Origin of the sequence: Rheinheimera soli, assembly GCF_021290985.1 — a bacterium.
GTDB classification, from domain to species: domain Bacteria; phylum Pseudomonadota; class Gammaproteobacteria; order Enterobacterales; family Alteromonadaceae; genus Pararheinheimera; species Pararheinheimera soli.
This window is the reverse complement of record NZ_JAJOYU010000018.1, coordinates 14062-34134: the sequence shown is the minus strand read 5'-3', so window position 1 is coordinate 34134 and position 20073 is coordinate 14062. Positions and strand designations below refer to the sequence as shown.

Sequence of the window (20073 nt, the reverse complement as noted above, 5' to 3'; positions counted from 1 at the left end):
TGGCTATAGCTCGCTGTGGCTAGACAAAGCACCAGCTGGTTCTAAGACATTTGCGTATTCGGTCAGAACATAGTTCGTTTTTAAGCGAGTTAATTATGCTGGGTTCAGGTTAAAAGGCAGGGCGCGAGCAGCCCTGCCTCGTTCAATGATAAATATATGGGGCCTTTGCATCGAAACTAGGGGCCCGAGCTGAGTTTTGGCCTGATAACCAGAACAGGTATCCATTGAACTACTTTAGAGCTGGAGATAACGACCTGTGTTATTGGAGGCATAAATGTCACTTAGATGGCCCGATGTGCAGATGATTACCTGCCAGATTTTGTTTGTATGTATAGCCCTCAGTGTCTTGCCTCTAACAGCACAAGAAGAGGCCAGCCAGACATCAGGTCAGTTGTCATTTGATTACCAGCGCCTGATGAAAAGTGTCGGACCAGATTTGATGCGGTTATCGCCGGATCGACAGTGGCTTGTTCTGGCAAATGGTAACAAGTACCCATCCCTTAACGACGAAAGTAATTCGGAGCGAATAGAGTTCTTAGGCCGAGAGTTTTACCTGGGTCGACCTTTGGAAGTCAGCAACACTCTAATCAACACAGTACAATTAATTCATATCAGTACTGGTCATAGCAAAGACTTGTCACTGCCAGAGCGGACAGTTCGTGATGTGCGTTGGGCCCCCGACTCTGAAAGCTTTGCTTTAATTGGCGTGAGTGACAAAGTGCTGGATATCTGGCGCTTTGATATATCTCAGCAAAAGCTTGAGCCTTGGTCGGATATTGGGGTATCAGGACAATTAGATTCTCCTTCCATCGTATGGATGCCTGATAGCCAGAGCATCATTCTTCGGCACAGCCGCATGCTTTCTATCAATGCAGCAAAACCTCCAGCTGCTACGCTGCAAAGTTCGGAGAGTCAGTCAGTTCAGACGCGGATCTATCGAAATACACTTGATACGGAGTTAGCCCGACAGAACTTTAAAGCGTTGCTGAGTCAACAAGCTGTTCTGCTGCATAAAAATGGCGAAGTACGCACTTTGACGTCAAAGCTTTTATTAGAGGCCATCAGTGTTTCCCCGGATGGGCGGTATCTACTGGTTCAGCATCTTGCGGATGAAGTACAACCTGGGATCCGCCTCAATCGGTTGGCTCGAGAGTATCAGATTGTCGATATTTTAACCGGAGAGGTAAAAGCAGTCTTGCCAAAGCTGCAGACTGATCGACAGCGGGCAAGGGAGCCAGATGCTGCCGCCGAAGGCGCTCGTCTAGTGCAATGGCGGCCGGATCAACCTGCTACAGTGATTTGGGTGGAGAGCGTTGAACCGCAGGGGCATAGAGTTGATGCAAGATATCGTGATGCCGTGATGTCTTTTGAAGCTCCATTTACAAAAGAAGCAACAGAACTTTTTAAAACAAACTGGCGTTTACATCAATTCTATCTGACAAAGGAAGGTCGGCTTGTGTATAGCGATTTTCATGCAGGTCAAAAGCAACTTAGGTACTGGAACTTGCAACTTAACGCAGCAGAGCAGAAAGAAAGTCTATTGACTCAATACGATTACACCAATAGTGCTGAATTTCCCGGCGATCTGCTTACCCAGTTGTTGCCCGATGGGAGAATTGAACTCATTAGTAATCAGCGGCAGGAGGTGTATTTTCAAGCTGAGGGCCAGCACCGCTGGGGGGATGGGGTTTATGTGGTCAGACAAGGCAGAAAGGCGTCTGAACAGAGCGTTGCTTTTAAAAACGAGAGCGCTGATCAACGAAGAACACCCGTTTATCTCAGAATAACGGGCGAGAAAGAATGGCTGATGCTTGTTGCCGAGACGCCCGAGAGAGCTCCATCTTTGCAAATACACCATAACGACGACGAAAAACCTTTATATGATTGGCATTCCGATGATCTGGTTTCAGTGCCAAAGCCTGTATTACTGGAATTTAAACGTGGTGACGGCGTACAGTTGTACAGCCAGCTGTATCTGCCGAGAAAACAGAATGATGAGTTGTTACCTGCAGTGATTTGGCTATACCCTCGCGAGTATCATAGTCATCAGCAACAAGCAAAACCATCACAACACTTTGGATTTGAGCTTCTTGATCCGCAAGGACCTCAGATTGCACTATTAGATGGCTATGCGGTTGTGGATGCCAGTCAGATCCCTATAGTCCGCCAGAACGGGCAAGAACCAAATGATACTTTTATGCAGCAGCAGCAACTGAACATGTCGTCTTTGATTAAAACCCTGGAACAGACTGGCCGTATTGATACTACCCGGCTGGTATTGATGGGACACTCTTATGGTGCTTTTAGTGTTTTAAGCTTGCTGACAGAACATACTGATTTTCGCTGTGCAATAGCACGAAGTGGTGCTTACAATCGATCGCTGACGCCTTTGGGTTTTCAGGGAGAAAAACGCACCTTGTGGCAGGTACCTGATTTGTATCAGCAACTATCCCCATTTTTCCATGCGGATAAGATAAAAACCCCTGTATTGCTGATCCACGGTTTGGCTGATGAAAACCCTGGTACAGCTCCATTACAATCTGAAATGATGTTTCAGGCATTACAAGCGCATCAGGTGCCTGCCAAGTTGTTATTACTGAATAAAGAACGGCATGCCTACCGTTATAAAGAAACCATCCAACAAATGCTTGTAGCTCAGTCGGCTTGGCTACGGCAGTGTGCACAGGCTAACTAACCAGCACTCAGTCAGAAAACAGGTAACTCCTCTGCCTTACTCTGTTTTACCGCCGTTTTCTAAGCTATGTAGCAGACCGCCTAAACGACGTAAAACTCTGTATGTAAACTAAACTTTTACAATTTTACCTACTACGGATAATTCCCTTGCCCTGTAAGTTTTTACAGACAATAATGCCATTAGGTTTTTTGTGGCTATTTTGGGTGTATGTCTAAGGTCATTCTTGGTGAGTTTATTTTCGATACCAGTAGCAACTTTTTGTTTTCTGGCGAAAAAGAGTTAGAAGCCGAACCTCAGGTATTGGAGCTGCTTGCTTACTTGTATTTGCATCGGGATCGTTATATCAGCCTGCAGGAATTGCATGAACATGTCTGGTCTGGTCGTGTAGTCAGTGATACTGCTGTCAGGGGAACAATCAAAAAACTCAGAAACCTGTTTGACGATACTAATGTCGCTGACCCCAAATACATTAAATCACTGTCAAAACGTGGCTATAAGTTGGTTTGTTATATCAGCGAATATACGGATTTTGTCACCCCAGATCATAAGTTGAGCGCTACTACGATGATAGAGGGCATGGCTGAAGTGTCAGGTGGTTATACCGCGAGGCCGGAACAGTTTGAGCCTATTGTTTTTCAGCCCACCAAAATCCTCACTATAGCTTGCTTTATTGTTTTTGGTGTTTTGATCCTTCTCTTATTGTTTTTTTCTCCAAGAGGAAAACCTGAATCGGATATTTCTGAGCTTTGGCATCTACCCAGTCAGGTGATTACGACTATATCTGGCGAGAAGAAGGGGCTGACAGTCTCTCCGGATGGGCGATACCTAGCTTTTATTGGTCGTTTAAACCAGAGTGAACCTTGGCAAATTTATCTGAAAAACCGCAAAACCAAAGATATTCACCTTTTGTCTACCAGTGCACAGCAACCATCAATGCTGGAGTTTAATAATGACAACTCACTTTTTGTTGTCGATGAAGTGGTGGGCAACTCTTCGGTCTATCTTTTAGTGCTCGATGAGAATAAGCGCGTTGTAAGCGAACAGCCTCTTGTCAACTTTTTCATGATTTTCCGGGTAAGCCCTGGTCAACAACAGGGAGAGTGGTTTATTAATGCGATGGACGCAGAGCAAGGAACAGCCATGCTATACCGCTGGCAAAGTCAGTCAAATACTTTAGAACGGGTGCAAGCTCGCAGCAGCGCTCTGGATCACATTTATCATTCAGTACATTCCCCGGATGGTCAGTGGCTGGCAAGTGCTATTTTGCGCAGTGGTCAGGAATATTGGCTGGAAATTCAAGAGGTAAGATCGCAGCGTACAGTGTATTCAAAAGCCACACAGGCCCGTGTCGGTCGATTGGAATGGCTGAACGGTAATTCGTTGATGAAACTGGATGAACAGCAACTTAGTATTGTTAGCTTATCGTCGGGCAGTGAACAGATTTTGTTGGAGCAGGGCGAAGATCAGATTACGGATTTCTCAATTGCTAATTCAGATAACAGACTGTATTTATTGCGTAATTCAGATTCTGTTGAGCCAGTTTTTCGTGAGCTGATTCTTACCCCTGAATTGTCCGAAGGACGGATTGTTAACGCCGTCAGTGGGACGCTCATGATGAGTTATGCCGAACATGACCATATCTATTATGCAGTTGTCAGTGATCAGAATAAACGTATGCTGGTGAAGTATGATCAAAGCAGTGGTAACAAAGAAACTCTTTTTAGCACCCATAAGAAGCTCGAGTTACTGGATATTCATCCTGAACAGGGGGTCTTGTTATTACATGTGGGAGATCAACTGCTAGTGGTGAATGTATCCAAAAGTTCTGTAGAGATCGTATCTTCATCGAAAAGTCTTCTGGACAGCCAGGCTGCGTTTTCATCGGATGGTCAAAGTGTCTATTTTGGCCAATTGATCGTGGGAGATTGGGAATTGCATCAATTTGACCGTGCTAGTCAGCGTAGCAAAAGACTCGCGTTAGGCTACAGGTCTGCCAGAGAATACAGCCATGGCTTTATTGCTGTGACTGAAAATGGTGCGTTACATCAGTTGGACTCCGGGTTTCGTCAGGTTCGTGCTCTCGGATATAGCATTAATACTGAATTTATTAGTCGCTGGTATGTCAAAAATCAGTCCTTGATTTGGAGCGATTTTGATTTTGTATCTACGTGGTTAAATCAACTGGATTTTGTCAGTGGCGAGTTTCGTCAAGCCAGTTTTCCTTACGAAAAAATGCGACCTCGTTTTGCGATTAATCAAAATGGGAGTCGTGTGCTTTACAGTAGTAGAGGGACACGAATGACAAGTCTTAGTGGCATTGATTTATCCGGTTACCTTATAAAGTAGTGATAAATTAACCACAGTAAAATTAGATTCTCGTTATTTCCCCCGCTCGGTTTCCCATTCAAAATTTCCCTGACTTAACTACTATTAAAGGGGAATTTCATGAAAGTTATTATCATTGCGCTCGTACTCATATTTCCTTCAGCATTGATGGCTGAGAGTAAGTCTGAGAGTGAAACCGTTTCGCCATTGTCCTGGTGTAAATTGACCAGTAGCTGTGAAATCGATTAATAGTTCAGGGAGGCGCTATGAGTTTCTTTGAGCAAACTTTGGCTGAACTGGATCAGGTTGAAACACTGATCCAGTTAGAACGTTATTTGATTCAATTCTCAGAACTGCCTCATATAGACTGGTGCTGTTTTATTGTTCATCGAGACAGCACCGCCTATATAGGATCATTGCCAGATGGACTTAAACAAAAGCTTACCTTACCAGCACTTAAACAGGTATGCCTGCACTGTTATAAACCATCCTGGTCCGGCTCAAAGAAATTGACCAAAGTAACTTTGCCACAAGCCAGCCTGCTGATCCCTATTGTCACTTCCCGTCCAGATCATGCATGTCTGATTCTGGGGTTTACCAGTCAAAACGTAGAGCCAAAGTTTGCCGAGAAACTGGGTTGGTTTTGGCAAATTGTAGCCACTTACGTTTACGACACTTATCGACGTTTAAATGAAAAAGAACCTGACGTTGAAGTACGTCTGACTCCTCGTGAGATTGAATGTATTCACTGGGCTGCTCATGGCAAAACCTCGTGGGAAATCAGCCGGATTCTCAGTATTACAGAGCGGACTGTGAATTTTCATCTGACTAACAGTATGCAAAAAACAGGTAGCGCAAACAGGCAACAACTCATTCACAACTACATGAATACTATCTGATTTTTCATGGTTATTTTTTGGTGATAAAAAAAGAACAGCACAGTGATGGTGATATCCAGTGGTTAGCATCCATAGTCTGGCTGGCAAAACTTGTAGATGAGGTGCAGCATGAAAAATTATATAGCTTTGGACGAACCGCTAGCCGCAACCGTCACAGCTGAAGGCTTCATTGAAGTCACTGCTTTGGATGAGCTGGATAAGATTGTGGGGGGGTTGCTGAATCCGGACGATGTTTACATTGAACTGAATGATGAACCTGCAAAATTTTAGTCACAACATAAATGCTTTGGGCACTCAGACAGTTGCAATGTCTGAGTGGGTCACCGAATGGCTGATGATGTCAATGATTGGCCCAAACGTGGCGGTATTGAATGCATTAGAAGGCTTATGATGTCTTATCTGAAATTATTTCGTAAAGAGGCGTTGCGGCATCAGTACCAAACGCAAGAGTTTGGCAAATCTGTTATTCAGCAGTCACATATGCTGGATAAATCGATAGTCATTATGTTTATTGCTTTTGGTCTGCTGATTTTTTTCGCGTTGGTCTTTCCCTTTGTCAGTCGTGAGCAGTTAAACCTGGAAGCTCATGAATCAAACTATTTTCCTATTGTTTCTCCTGTACCTGTGGTTGTGGAACGTCATCTGAATATGGATGGCAGTCGCATAAATCGTGAACAAGTGATAGTGCAAGTACGTTCTTTCGATTCTAAAAGCCAGCTTGAGCAAGTTGATTTGTTGAAAAGTAGTGAGTCTGGAACCTATTTTGCGATGGTGAACTCAGGCTCTACTGCCCTGGCTTTTCAAACCATTGCCAAAGTATTGCGAATTAATGACGATCATTTGTTTTTTTTCTCGTTAACAGGAACTAAGCCTAATCAGATACAACCTGGGCAAGTTGTAAATCTGCGGGCTGGGTCACTGTGGGCTAGGGGAAAAGTTCACTCTGTTATCGGACCTTTTCAGCAAGGCAGAATTAATGTGGGGATACAGCTTCAGCTACCTTATGAGCCTGGCGTGCTTCATCCATCCGCAGACGTTCGGCTTGAGCTCAATGTGAAGCGTAATAACTTCTTTGCACTGATCAAGGAGGGCTAGTTATGCTTATTTCTGATTATATTCAATTCAGAAGCCAGCAACTGCCAGTTTATCTGCAAAGTGAAGTGGCTGAGTGCGGAATTACCTGTATTGCCATGGTGGCTTGCTACCATGGATTTAAAACGAATATGCTTGCTATGCGGCAGAAATACCCAGCTGGTTTACATGGGGTTACCGTAAAACAAATCGTCAATATTGCCGATGAATTAGGCTTGTCTGCACGAGTACTGAAACTTGATCTCGGGCAACTGGCAAAAGTCAAAAAGCCGGCAATTCTGCACTGGAACTTTAATCACTTTGTCACGCTTGCGAAAGTGAGCAGCAAAGGGATCACTATTCATGATCCGGCAAAAGGACGCTTAAATCTGGATTGGAATCAGGTCTCTGAATCCTTCACTGGTATAGTCATTGAACTGGTCCCATCGAGTGATTTTGCGCGCAAAGATGAACGGATTCGTATACCGCTGCGCCACTTTATAGGTAAAGTGGATGGCTTGTGGGCATCACTAGGAAAAATTCTGGTCATTGCGCTGTTGTTGCAGGGGTTATTACTGATATCTCCCTATTACATTCGGGTTGTGATAGATAAAGGGATTAACTCAGGCCAAACCAGCATGCTCTGGTCGGTTTTTATCGGTTTTTCATTGGTGTTGATGTTGTCTGTGTTGGCCCAGGTTATTCGTTCGGCCGCTATAATGTATTTGGATAAGAACCTGAGCTTTCAGGTCAAAGCCAATATTCAACGCCATCTTTTGCATTTGCCGCTCAGCTTTTTTGAAAGTCGCCATGTAGGGGACATCAAGTCCAGATTCGAAGCATTTAATGAAGTTCAGCGCATGATTAGCAGAGGCTTTATTACGGCTATAGTCGATGGACTATTGAGCATTACAACGCTGACCATCATGTTTTACTACAACAAGACTCTCGCATTGGTTTCGGTTGGCTTTCTGGTTGCACTGTATTTGATTCGATTTTTCCTGACCAACAAAGAAAATGAGCACCTTGAGCAGCAGCTTAGTAAACACGCCAAGGAAAATAGCCATTTTATTGAAACTATTCGGGCCATTATGCCGATAAAAAGTTTTGCGAAAGAAAATAACCGTCTATCAAGTTGGATGAACCTTTATGCCGATACACTAAACTCCAGTATCCAACGAGAGAAAGTAACCATTGCCAGTGATGTTACCCAGAACGCACTTGGCCGAATTGAATATTTGATTATTGTGATGATTAGTGCCTCTTTTATTATTGAAGGAGCGCTTAGCCTGGGTATGTTTCTAGCCTATTTGGCCTACCGCCAGCAATTTGCCGATAGTGCCCAGTCTTTAGTTGATAACATCTTCCGTTTTCGGATAGCGGGCACCTATCTGCGTCGTATGTCCGATATCGTTATGCAGGTGCCGGAGCAGGATCAAGTCAGGGTAGCGCTTAAATCAGAACAGATAATTGGTGCTCTGGAAGTTCGAAATCTGCATTTTCGTTACAGCGACAGTACCCCCTGGCTGTATCAGGCGCTCAGTTTTAGGGTAGAGGCTGGTGAGTCCGTTGCGATAATTGGGCGCTCAGGTTTAGGTAAATCCACACTGTTAAAAATCATGACTGGATTAATGCAGCCACAGCAAGGCGACTTGTTGCTGGATGGCATGCCTGTTAAATCAATAGGGTTCCGCCAATTTCGCCAATGCTGTGCAACAGTGATGCAAAATGACCAGCTGCTCAACGGTTCTTTACTGGAAAACATCACTTTTTTTGAGCCTTCCCCCAATCTTGAATTAGTGAAAGAAGCTCTTAAAGGTGCTGCAATCTGGGATGAAATACAGGCTATGCCCATGGGCTTGCATACTCAGGTGGGGGATCTGGGAAGTGCGCTATCTGGCGGGCAAAAACAGCGCATCCTGCTGGCTCGTGCATTTTATACCCAACCCAGAATTTTGTTCTTGGATGAAGCTACTAGCCATCTGGATAGCGTGAGCGAACAACGTGTAAATCAGTACCTGAAACAAAAAAACATGACGCGTATCAGTGTTGCGCACCGCAAAGAGACTATTGCGGCTGCAGATCGGGTTATTGATTTAACCGAGTTGATTGCCAACATGGCAAGAGCATGAAGATAGGATGAATTATGAAAAAAAATCTGAGCACACTGGTTTATAGCGCCATTGGGCTGATATCGGTACTGCTTTTAATCAGCGGTTGGAGTATTGGTTTTGCTGGAGGCATGCAATACATGAGTTTGTCGTCTGTAAGCATTGCTACAGTACAAAGCGGCGACTTTACCCAAAGGGTTACTGGCTATGGCATTTTGCAGTCGCAGAACCAACGTATGATCACTGCCAGCAGCGCAGCGACGGTGGATGAAATTAAGTTGCGCCCTGGTGCGGTCGTTGAGCCTGACAGCATTATTCTAACGTTAAAAAACCCGACACTGGAAATAGCTGTGCAACAGGCGATGGCTAATGTTCACAATAAAAAAACCAACGGTCGTAAACTGTCATTGGAACAGCAGCGCGAACTATTGGATCAGCGTTCACGTTTGTCCGAATTTAAATCTGAAGCTGAACTTGCTGGGCTACAAGTCGAGGCTGAAGCGCCGCTGGCCGACGCAGGTATTATTTCGGCAATGGATGCCAGACGCAGTAGAGCCAAAGCTGAGCAACTGAAAGAACGTTACCAATTAGAGCAACAAAAGTTTGATACCTTGCAAGAAGTGCATCAGGAACATTTGCTGATCCTGCAAGAAGAAATTCAACAAGCTGAAGCTGAGTTTAGTAATGCCACTTACCAACAGCAGCTGCTTGTGGTGCGAGCTGGGCTTGCTGGCGTGTTACAACGCTTACCTGTCAGTTTGGGACAGAGTGTAAATATTGGTGAAGAACTGGCACTGGTTGGCAGCTTATCGCCGCTTATCGCTGAAGTGAAAGTACCACAAATGCAAGTACGTTTATTACAGCCAGGAGCAGGTGCCGAAGTGGATACCCGGCATGGCATTGTGACCGGACAGGTATTGCGGATTGATCCGGTGGTCGTAGATGGTGCAGTTCAGGTAGATATTCTATTACCGGAAAATTTAAGTGCGGATATCCGCCCCATGCAGATGGTGGATGCCCAGATCCGTGGACAAAGCCGTGGTCAGGTAAACTTTGTCGACCGGCCAGTTGGTGTGGCTGAGGATACGGAAATAGAGTTATTTAAGGTAGATACTTTTCAAGTTGCAACCAAGGTGCCTGTGCAGTTTGGCAAGGCCTCTGGTCAGCAAATCGAAGTGATATCGGGCTTGGCGCCTGGTGACCGTATTATTGTCAGTGACCTTCAGATTGAAAACTCTGTTGCGCAACTAAAATTGACTCAATAAGGATTGAAATGATGAAAACCGATGTACTTAAAGTCAAACACCTTAAAAAAAGCTTTCAATCTGGTCAGCAGCAGCAAACAGTGCTTAACGGTGTTAGTTTTAGTGTGCATGAAGGCGAATATGTCGCTATTTGTGGTCCGTCTGGTTGCGGCAAATCGACCTTATTGAATATTTTAGGTTTACTTGATACCGCCGATAGCGGTGAATATTATATCGACGGCTTACTGGTCTCTGATATGAACGCCGAGCAGCGGGCACAGATGCGTAGTCGCCGCATTGGTTTTGTATTCCAGGCTTTTAACCTGATAGACGAATACACTGTGCTGGATAATGTCGCCTTGCCGCTCAAATATCGAGGGGATAGCCTCAAACAGCGTCAGGCAAGGGCGCTACAGTGTCTGGAAAAAGTTGGCTTATCCGATAAAGCTGCTCTTTTCCCCAATCAATTGTCAGGCGGACAACAGCAGCGGGTGTCCATAGCTCGGGCTCTTGCCGCTGATTCGGGTATTATGCTGGTCGACGAGCCAACCGGTAACCTTGACTCAAAAAATGGCGATGCGGTGATGGCTTTGCTGGCCGAATTGCATGCTCAGGGAACCACCATTTGTCTGGTCACCCATGATCCGCGTTATGCCACTATGGCACACCGGCAAATTCATTTATTGGATGGCCAGGTAGTTTCGGCAGAACAGCTGGAGCAGGTTGCATGAATTGGCAAATGATCTGGCGCACCATTTACCATGCCCGGCAATACTATATCACTGTGGTACTGAGCCTGGTGTTCACTCTAACTTTACTGTTTAGTGTGTTGAGTCTGGTTAACATCACCTTCTTTGCGTCCCTACCTTATAAAAAAGATACTGAACTTTATTATATAGGTGGCGAGTTGAATTATCAGGGAGCCTTGCATCAACAAACTCATATTCAGGGATTGTTTGATTTGCAGCAAAAAAGTCAGTTGCTGGAACAGATGGCCGTATATTTTAGCCTTCAAACAGAGTACCAACTGGTAGATTTGCCGCAGCGGCCCGAGGTTCAGGTGCTGTTGGGGGCCCATAATATTTTTGAAGTTATGGGGGTTGAACCATTATTAGGCAGGCTATTTAATGAGCAGGAACAGGTGGGGAATAAGCAACCCTCGGTGATACTAAGTCAGGCGGTATGGCAACAGTATTATCAAGGCCGCAGTGATATTGTCGGACAGAGTATTCAGCTCAATCAGCGTCAATTTACGGTAATCGGGGTACTTAAGCAGGAGTTGGAATTACCTGGCTTTCATGAGGCTCATCAAGCGATCTGGCTACCTTTGGATATGGATGAGACAGTTAATATTCGTGGCATTGACGGCTACAACGCAAACTTTTCCGCTTTGGGCCGCTTAAAAACCGGTGTGAACCAGCAACAAGCCACTACTGAAGTCTCGAAACTAATGAAGCAGGCGTCGGCCGAACGTCATCCGGATTTACAGCATATGTTTGATTATAGCGGCAAGGCAGTGCCGTTACGTCAGCAAATTCAGGGCGATTCTGGTCGTCTGGTATTGATGCTGTTGGCTGGTGTATCACTACTCACCCTGATTGCTTTGGTCAATTTATGTAGTATGCAATTGGCTAGAGCAGTAAAGCGGTTGCAGCCACTGGCAGTCTGCTATGCCTTTGGTGCTAGTAAAAAACAAATGTTTTATCAGGTGTTTCGCCATAATGCGACTTTGTTAGCCGGCGCAGGCATAGTTTCACTGTTACTGACATCGCTGAGTTTTGGTGTGATTACCGAAGTTGCTGCAGAGCAACTACCGCGGCTTAGCGTGCTGCGGATAGATGGTTTTATGTTATTTCTCACCACCCTAGTGTTGCTGGGTATTGCGTTGCTGTTTAGCTGGATTGAGCTTAGCGGAGTGCGGGAGAGGCAGCTAATGGCTAGTTTGCAAAGCAGTGGTAAAGGCGCAGGGAAACAGCTGCGTCAGGGAACAGCTCACAGTTTAATTGGTGTGCAGTTGTTGTTATCTCTGTTGGTATTGCTGGCAACTGTACACGTATTTGCAGCTGCCTGGTCTGAAGCTAGTCGTCCAACCGGATTGAATTCCACAGACCTTTGGTCTTTAACGGTAAATTATGCAGATGTAGACAATAGTGAGCAGCAACAAAATTACCATCGAGCATTATTGCAAAGTCTGGCCGCTTTACCACAAGTCCAGCAGGTGATGCCTGTTTCTGAACCAAGGGTACCAAGGGTACGCAATCAGGACAGGATCAGTAATACACAAGGAGAGGTGATCTCTGCAGCACGACAAATTGGTGTGTTGCCAGGGTACTTTCAGTTGTATGGATTAGAGCTTTCGGGGCAGGACTTTAGCGCTGAGCAGGTCGGGCTGGAGCATCATCCAGTGATCGTAAACCAGCGCTTGGCTGATCGCATCGCCCGGTTGAACGGAAAACCCGCTTTGGGGCAAAGCATAGCTTTGAGTGACAACAGCATACAGCGGCAAATTATAGGCGTGGTGGCCAATACTAACTTTCCTGGAGCCCCCGATTTTGAAGTTGATGAAGTGTTTTACCCGGTTGAAAACACTGGTCGTCGTGAATACAGTTATTTGCTGAAGTTAAGCCCGGGAGCCGTACTGACTGATACCGCCGTGCTGGAGCTGTTGCGACAGCAAGACCCAAGGCTGGATTTGCAGGAGTTGACCACGTTAAAGGCCGCATTTGCCCATTTTTCACTGGCCCACCGCTTGGCTGCTGCGTTATCGGCCATCTTGGCACTGATGAGTTTACTCACTGTGCTGGCTGGAGTGGCAGGTATTGTTAGCTATCTGGTGCAGGCTCGTCGCTATCAGTTGGGTGTAGAGATGGCAATGGGGGCCAGTATCCATCAGTTGCTACTTGATAACTTGCTAAAGCTAGTCCAACCGCTGGCGGCGGCGCTGCTACTGGGGTTTTCTTGCTTTTATTTTGTAACAGGAATAAGCCGGATTCAGCCTGAGCTAATGTATCAAGCTGACTGGCGGCTGGTTTTTGCGGTTTTGCTGCTGCTGGCCTTTGCCACCCTGCTGTGTAGCTTTGTGCCATTACGAAGGGTGTTGTTGGGCGATCCGATCAAAGCTTTGCGTAATGAGTAATACCGTATGCTAGGCTTTTCTACTGGCTTGTCACCAGGTATCGTTAAACGACACAACAATCATAATTAGGCACTAAAAAGCCCAGGGTGTGTGGCTGCATGAATAGCTACAGCCCTTTAAGAAAGAAAAGTATCAGCGCTTGGGTTTCCACTGAATAAATTCCAGCGCCAGCTCTGGCGTGACAAATACTGTGGCGTAAAGCTGGTCTGGATTATGTGGATCAGGGTGTATTGCCAATAACTGATAAGGGAGTTGGCTGCTTTTTGTTTCGCCTGTGACTATATCATGCAGTTCCAGATGCCCTAGCATACCAAAACGGTATTGCTTCTGACCCTGCAACAACCAAAGCGCCATAAAGTTAGTGTCTGCGTTGGTCTTGAGTTCTATATCATTTTTACCGCCATCAACATAACGTAACAGCTTGCCGTCACGGTGATAGTGCAATTGGCCCTGGGCATCAAACTGTGCAAAAGTTCCGGCTGAAAACGTCAGTTGAGTTAACTCGTTGCTGACTAAATCCAGTTGCCATAGATTCTGGCTATTGCCTTGCAGCCGGGTTAGCACCAGGCCGCTGTTATCCGGTAGCCAAACCGCCTGACCAACATCATTACTTTCCAGTTTGTTGATCAATTGCTGGCGCTGCGTATCGTATAAATGCAAATTGCCCTGTTTATTAAAGGCTATATAGCGACCATCACCTGACCAGTTGATACCGCTCAGCCGTTTGTCATCAGGCGTAAGTTCTGTCAATTGAACATTCTGCCCCTTGTTGTTCATCCATAGCTGCCAACTGCCGGTCCAATTGGCAGAAAAAGCATAGCTGCTGCTATCTATAGGGGATACCGCCAAATCTGCCGTGCTACCCTCGGTATCACTCAGCACGGTGATTTTCCGCTCAGCGGTATTAAATGGCTGTTCAATTTTAATAAGTTGCATCGCATTTTGCGAGGCACTGCCTGCAGTGAAGCTGGAAATATATGCTTGATCTTCTGCAAGCAGAGTTAACTCACCGACGGTAACGCCTTCAGGAAACTTTAACAGGCTCTTTGTTTTATCTGCTACCTTTATCTGCAATATGCCATCACCGCCGGGCAAAATCAGACTGGACTGATCGGTGCTCCAATCTAACCCAAGCAGGATCAGTGGGAAAGGCAGACTGGCTAGTCTGGTATGTTCCCTGCTGCTTGGATCATATATATAGATATCAGGCTTGTTCGATTCAGGCATCAGTATATACGCAAGTTTACTGCCATCAGCAGACAACGCCAGCATAGTGACGCCTAGGCCTGCGGAAGGGGCTGCTAATAAAGTTTGTACCGCACCAGTGGTCAGATTTTCTGCCAGCAGCGCGTTGCTGGAATATAAGCCGCCACTGCCTTTGCTGTAGTACAGCCATTGTCCATCTGCACTTTGTTGTGCTGTACCAAAGTTCAAGCCTGCACAAGAGGTTAATGTTTTGACCTGATACTGAGGATATTGGCTGAAATCATAATTCTGGTATTCACAGCGTTGACCATCTTTACTTATCGCCTGAACCAACAGATTACGACTCAATGGTTGCCAATTTTGAATGCTGTACAAACTATTATTGCCTTCAATCACCACTTCCTGTAATGCGCTGCCTGTACCCATACCCAGTTTGCGTACAATGGCACGCACAGTGCCGTCTGGCTGTGAGTGACTATAAGCCAATAGTTGCTTATCCGCGGACAATAAAGGTCTTGATTCAATGCCTTTAAACCAGGTGACTTTTTGCCTGGTGACAATATCCATATGCAGAATCCGGGGTTTGTCCTCCAGCTTTGAGTTTTCAATGAGGGAAGTGGGCTTTTGGGTCGAAAAATAATAAACAGCTGCTGTGCCTGCAAGTAGCAGGGTGGCAAGTACAACTGACCAAAGAGGGATGCTGCCTTTGTGCTGAGTGGCTTGAGTTGTGGTGAAGCCTTCTGCGCGGGCAGCTTGCTCAACCACCGCGCCAGACTGATCTGGCAGCTGTAAGCTATAGCCTTTACGATGATGGGTTTTAATCAGCGACTGGGGCACATCAGGGTGCTGCAAGGCTTTACGAAGTTCTGACATAGCGCGATTTATCGCGTTGTCATCCACATAACTTTGTTGCCAAATAGCGTCGACAAGCTGTTGGCGGGAAATTATTTTGCCGGGATGTTCAGTAAAGTATTGCAATAGCTTACACAACAGAGGTTCCAGCTCTATCCGTTGAGCCTTATCACGAATGCTGTAATCGCCAGGTGTAAAAGTCCATGGTCCCAGCTGCATCTTATCCATCTGTTAATTATTCTTCCATTTTTTTAACCAGTTGTAACTTTAACAGATGTTGCTATCGATTCAAGTGAAATAAAACTGGTCTGAATATACCTTATTTTTTGCCATAAGGTTTTCGTAAGGTTTTATTATTTCTTTTAAAAACAATGGTTTATTTTTATTTTCCTTACCAATAAATTGCTTAGGTTCTGATAAGCGACTTTTCCTCACTCGTTGGCTAGATTGAGCTCAACAACCTGACGGACAAGCAGTGAATCCGTTGTTGCCAACAAACTAAATGCAATTTACTGAACAAGACTTACTAAACCAATAGAAGGAATGTCAAAATGAAAACACTGAAACAAGCAAGCGTTCGTATCCTTATTGTTGCCACTTTATTCACCAGCACCGCAGCACTGTCAGAAGAAGCTAAACCAAAGTCGGAAGTGGTTCAGCCAAAAACTGAAGTTGTTGTAGCTACCAAACCAGTGACCGATGTGCTGATGCAAGAGCTGAGACAGCAATTAAGTCTTAACATTAAACATCAGGTGAATACGGCCCTGAGCCATTCAGTTGAACTGATCAAAGATTCGCTGCGCTAATGATGAAAGGCGTGACTATCAGCCTGTAAAAGCTAAATGTACAACTACAACATCAGGACCATCACAATGAAGTTAACAACGCTATTTAAAGCAAGTTTTGCAGCTTTATTACTGACCACAGCCTTGGCTTCTGCCTCTGCAGTGGCTGAAACCTCCGTCTGGAAAGTAAGTAAAGGTGACGATTATTTGTATATAGGTGGCACTGTGCACCTGTTACCTGAGTCGGCTTTCCCTTTGCCTGGCGAATTTGGTAAGGCTTATGCTGATACTGATACTCTGGTACTGGAAGCAAAAATACCTGCAGCTACTGATACTGAATTGCAAGCTGCAATGTTAAAAGCCATGTCGTACAGCGACAACCGCAGCTTGTCTAAGGTGTTATCACCTGAAGTGTACAAACAGGTGAGCGACTATTTCGCCCCTTATGGCGTGCAACTTCAGCAGTTGGACGGTTATAAACCCGGCTTTATTATGATCCAGATGCTGGCGCTGGAAGTGATGAAAGCACAGATGGATGGAGAAGGAGTCGATAGCCATTTTGATAAGCTGGCACAGAGTGATGGTAAATCGCAGCTCTATCTGGAAACGGCAGAAAGCCAGATTAATTTGTTGGCTAATATGGGGGAAGGTTACGAAGACGCCTTTATGAAAATGAACCTGGAACAGGTTAGTGACTTTAAACAGTATTTTTCTGCAATGATCGATGCGTGGCGCGCGGGTGACATGGTTGAGTTGAATAAGCTTGCTGTTGAACCAGCCCGGCAGATGGATCCTAAGTTGTATCAGGCGTTGTATGTTCAGCGTAATCAGAACTGGTTGCCGCAAATTGAGAAGATGTTTGGCAATAACAACAAAGAGCTGGTGTTGGTTGGTGGTGGGCATTTAGCTGGGGAGCATAGTGTACTGGCGTTATTACAGCAGGCTGGCTACAAGCTGGAGCAACTAAGTCTGTAAGACTGGTTTTTCAAACTCGATAGTTATAGTCATTGGAGCTTCACCTGGTGGCAAACAAAAATCCCCCCACGAGCATAGCCAATCTATGTGACTGGGGGAATCGATAGGGTGAAAAGCCTGCAGTGCTGACAATAGGATATAAGTTGGTAGCTATGAGCAATGTTTTGATCTGGTGTAATAAGTCAGTACAAGAATACAAAAATACTCTGATCGTTGGTGGGATTTGGCTGACTGTCTGGGTCATTGCAAATCTGAGCTTATTGCATAGCCTGATATTTTTTAGATAGAGAGTCTTCAGTTAAACACTGTTCAGCAAAATTTCACCCTGCTCCTGTAATCTGCTTCATTATCTATTAGAATAACCGCATCGAAATTACATGGACTCTTTTATGGCTTTAAACGTTGTGATCCTGGCGGCCGGTAAAGGCACGCGGATGAAATCTGCTTTACCTAAAGTACTGCACAAGGTGGCTGAACGCTCTATGGTGCAGCATGTGATCGATACGGCCCGTTCATTAGGCGCAGAGTCTATTAATCTGGTGTACGGCTATGGCGCAGACCAGCTGAAATCTGCTTTGGGTGAACAGGACTTACACTGGGTATTGCAAGCCGAACAATTAGGTACTGGCCACGCTGTGCAGCAGGCAGTGCCTCATATCGCCGACAATGACACTGTACTGGTGCTGTACGGTGATGTGCCTTTAACTCGCAAAGAAACTTTAGAGCAACTGCTGGCAGCGAAATCTGCCGATGGTTTAGCTGTGCTGACTGTGCATCTGGCCAATCCTATGGGTTACGGTCGTATGGTGCGTGAAAACGGTAAAGTCGTGGGTATTGTTGAGCAAAAAGATGCCAACGCCGAACAGCTGAAAATCACTGAAGTAAACAGCGGCATTATGGCTGTACCTGGCAAGCAGCTGAAAAAATGGTTAAGCCAGTTACAGAACAACAATGCGCAGGGCGAATTTTACCTAACCGATATTATCGCTATGGCGCATAAAGAGGGCGTGGACATTACCACCGCTCATCCTGCCACTGCCATTGAAACTGAAGGCGCAAATAACCGTGTGCAACTGGCACAGTTAGAACGGGCATATCAGGCGCGTAAAGCAGAAGAGCTGATGTTAAACGGCGCTAACCTGCGTGATCCTGCCCGTATTGATATACGGGGTGAAGTCACAGTCGGCAACGACGTAATGATCGACATCAACGTAATTTTTGAAGGCAAAGTGGTGCTCGGCAACAGCGTGGTGATAGGTCCTAACTGCGTGATTAAAGATGCCGTGATAGGCGACAACACTGAAGTAAAAGCCAACAGCATGATTGAAAAATCAACTATTGGCATTGGCTGTTCTGTTGGCCCTTATGCCCGTATTCGCCCTGATTCAGTGCTGGCTGACGACAGTCATGTAGGTAACTTTGTTGAGCTGAAAAAAACGACTTTAGGAGTGGGCTCTAAAGCCAACCATTTAACCTATTTAGGTGACGCTGTGATTGGCAGCAAAGTGAACGTAGGTGCCGGTACCATTACCTGTAACTACGATGGTGCCAATAAATTTGTCACCACTATTGAAGACGGCGTTTTTGTTGGCTCCAACAGCTCTCTGGTGGCTCCAATCACTTTAGGCCAGAACTCTACTGTGGGTGCTGGTTCTGTAGTGACAGCCAGTGTAGCAGCCGACGAGCTGGTAGTAGCCCGCTCTAAGCAACGCCATATCAGCGGCTGGAAAAGACCGGTGAAGATTAAGAAATAATCATCGGCTGATCGATCACAAAACCCATCCCTGTGATGGGTTTTATATTAAAATTGGGGTCAAAACAAAACTGATAACCAGCTCATAGGAAACAATAATTCTGGTGCTATTAATGATTGTTGCTGCAAACTAAAACTTAACCACTGCAATGCTGAATCAAAAGCCAGTAGGAACAGCACCAGCACAACAAAAGCGCTAAGTAATTGGCGAATGCCTGGTAACTGAATTTGCTCTGGTGTATTCATGATTTATCCCTTATCTCCCTGATGTTCTAATACTGAGTCGTATCTTGCGGTGAAATAGTTGGAAGCTATACGAAAAAAATCAGCAGAGGTTCAGCAGTTTTTGCTAAAGTTCGCGCCAAATCAGCATTAAACGGACAACATCACTTTGAATAAACAAACAATTCTGGCGCTTTCACTGCTGCTGTTAGCCTCTTGTACTCAACTGAATCATCTGGATATGTTTAGCCTGAAGCAGCAGGAATTGCAGCGCTTACTGCTTAGCCAATTAGAGCAACAGCAAGGCAAAGGTAAAATGTTAGGTTTACCTTTGACTCTGACAGTGCAGAAACTTGAACTGCAATTGGCTCCTGACAATAAACAGCAGATAGAACTCAAGCTGGCGTTGGGGGCAGAAGTGGATGCGTTGTTCAAGCCATTACATACAGATCTGAATTTACACTTGTCGGCTTTGCCCTATTTTGACGATGAAAGAAATGCAATTTACCTGAAAAACTTAACCATTCTGGATTCCAGTGTCGGCAGTGGCAGCTCTCAACTCAAATTGGCACCTTTGAGCAGCGAGGCTAAAACCATCCTGACGCAAGTGCTGAACCGTCAGCCAGTCTATAAGCTCGATTGCAACAAAGTAACGGAAAAAGTCTTATGTGGCATGCCGTTAACTTTAGTGCTGCAACCCGGTGAGCTGCTGTTAAAACCTAACTACTCTGCTCAGTAACCACTGCTTTACCAGCAAGGCCCTCAATTGAAGGGCCTTTTAGCCTGCTCAATCTAAAAA

At 45.4% G+C, this 20073-nt stretch carries 15 protein-coding genes; 13 read left to right on the top strand and 2 right to left on the bottom strand.

All coding sequences use genetic code 11. From position 1 onward, the window contains the following. Positions 1-274 precede the first annotated feature (274 nt). The 9 genes from LSG37_RS13315 to LSG37_RS13275 all read left to right on the top strand — a co-directional run bounded on the left by LSG37_RS13315 (position 275) and on the right by LSG37_RS13275 (position 13481). Positions 275-2695 carry an alpha/beta hydrolase family protein gene (locus LSG37_RS13315; RefSeq protein WP_233080344.1) on the top strand — a complete coding sequence of 807 codons (2421 nt, stop codon included), beginning with the start codon at positions 275-277 and terminating at the stop codon, positions 2693-2695. 207 nt (positions 2696-2902) lie between these two features. Beyond that, a complete protein-coding gene (locus tag LSG37_RS13310) occupies positions 2903-5041 on the top strand; it encodes a winged helix-turn-helix domain-containing protein (RefSeq protein WP_233080343.1) in 2139 nt (712 codons plus the stop codon). A gap of 245 nt (positions 5042-5286) precedes the next feature. Next, the gene (locus tag LSG37_RS21265) at positions 5287-5919 is read left to right on the top strand and encodes a helix-turn-helix domain-containing protein (protein WP_269836593.1); all 633 of its coding nucleotides are present in this window, start codon (positions 5287-5289) and stop codon (positions 5917-5919) included. A 108-nt stretch (positions 5920-6027) separates the two neighbouring features. After that, a complete protein-coding gene (locus LSG37_RS13300) occupies positions 6028-6189 on the top strand; it encodes a hypothetical protein (protein WP_233080342.1) in 162 nt (53 codons plus the stop codon). 57 nt (positions 6190-6246) lie between these two features. Continuing rightward, positions 6247-7014: a hypothetical protein gene (locus tag LSG37_RS13295; protein ID WP_233080341.1), complete on the top strand. Its 768-nt coding sequence runs from the start codon at positions 6247-6249 to the stop codon at positions 7012-7014. Positions 7015-7016: 2 nt separating this feature from the next. Further along, entirely contained in the window at positions 7017-9122 is a 2106-nt protein-coding gene (locus LSG37_RS13290; protein ID WP_233080340.1) for a peptidase domain-containing ABC transporter, read from the top strand. Positions 9123-9136: 14 nt separating this feature from the next. Beyond that, positions 9137-10366: an efflux RND transporter periplasmic adaptor subunit gene (locus LSG37_RS13285; protein WP_233080339.1), complete on the top strand. Its 1230-nt coding sequence runs from the start codon at positions 9137-9139 to the stop codon at positions 10364-10366. A gap of 8 nt (positions 10367-10374) precedes the next feature. After that, positions 10375-11076, top strand: a complete 702-nt coding sequence (locus LSG37_RS13280; RefSeq protein WP_222422598.1) for an ABC transporter ATP-binding protein — start codon at positions 10375-10377, stop codon at positions 11074-11076. Continuing rightward, complete coding sequence (locus tag LSG37_RS13275; protein ID WP_233080338.1) at positions 11073-13481, top strand: ABC transporter permease; 2409 nt, start codon at positions 11073-11075, stop codon at positions 13479-13481. The genes LSG37_RS13280 and LSG37_RS13275 overlap by 4 nt, the downstream gene beginning before the upstream one ends. Positions 13482-13613: 132 nt before the next feature. Here LSG37_RS13275 and LSG37_RS13270 read toward each other — a convergent pair whose 3' ends face one another. Then, positions 13614-15767 carry a winged helix-turn-helix domain-containing protein gene (locus LSG37_RS13270; RefSeq protein WP_233080337.1) on the bottom strand — a complete coding sequence of 718 codons (2154 nt, stop codon included), beginning with the start codon at positions 15765-15767 and terminating at the stop codon, positions 13614-13616. A 323-nt stretch (positions 15768-16090) separates the two neighbouring features. Here LSG37_RS13270 and LSG37_RS13265 point away from each other — a divergent pair, with 323 nt between their 5' ends. The 3 genes from LSG37_RS13265 (at position 16091) to glmU (ending at position 19053) form a co-directional block, all read left to right on the top strand. Further along, entirely contained in the window at positions 16091-16345 is a 255-nt protein-coding gene (locus LSG37_RS13265; RefSeq protein WP_233080336.1) for a hypothetical protein, read from the top strand. A gap of 66 nt (positions 16346-16411) precedes the next feature. Further along, positions 16412-17299 (top strand): TraB/GumN family protein, encoded by an 888-nt coding sequence (locus tag LSG37_RS13260; protein WP_233080335.1) that lies wholly within the window; start codon positions 16412-16414, stop codon positions 17297-17299. A gap of 389 nt (positions 17300-17688) precedes the next feature. Continuing rightward, entirely contained in the window at positions 17689-19053 is a 1365-nt protein-coding gene (glmU, locus tag LSG37_RS13255) for a bifunctional UDP-N-acetylglucosamine diphosphorylase/glucosamine-1-phosphate N-acetyltransferase GlmU (RefSeq protein ID WP_233080334.1), read from the top strand. A gap of 59 nt (positions 19054-19112) precedes the next feature. On the opposite strand, the gene LSG37_RS13250 is transcribed toward glmU, so the two are convergent. Beyond that, positions 19113-19298, bottom strand: a complete 186-nt coding sequence (locus tag LSG37_RS13250) for a hypothetical protein (protein ID WP_233080333.1) — start codon at positions 19296-19298, stop codon at positions 19113-19115. Between the two features lie 145 nt (positions 19299-19443). On the opposite strand from LSG37_RS13250, the gene LSG37_RS13245 reads away from it, so the two are divergent. After that, positions 19444-20013, top strand: coding sequence for a DUF1439 domain-containing protein (locus LSG37_RS13245; protein WP_233080332.1), 570 nt, complete (start codon positions 19444-19446; stop codon positions 20011-20013). Positions 20014-20073: the final 60 nt, after the last annotated feature.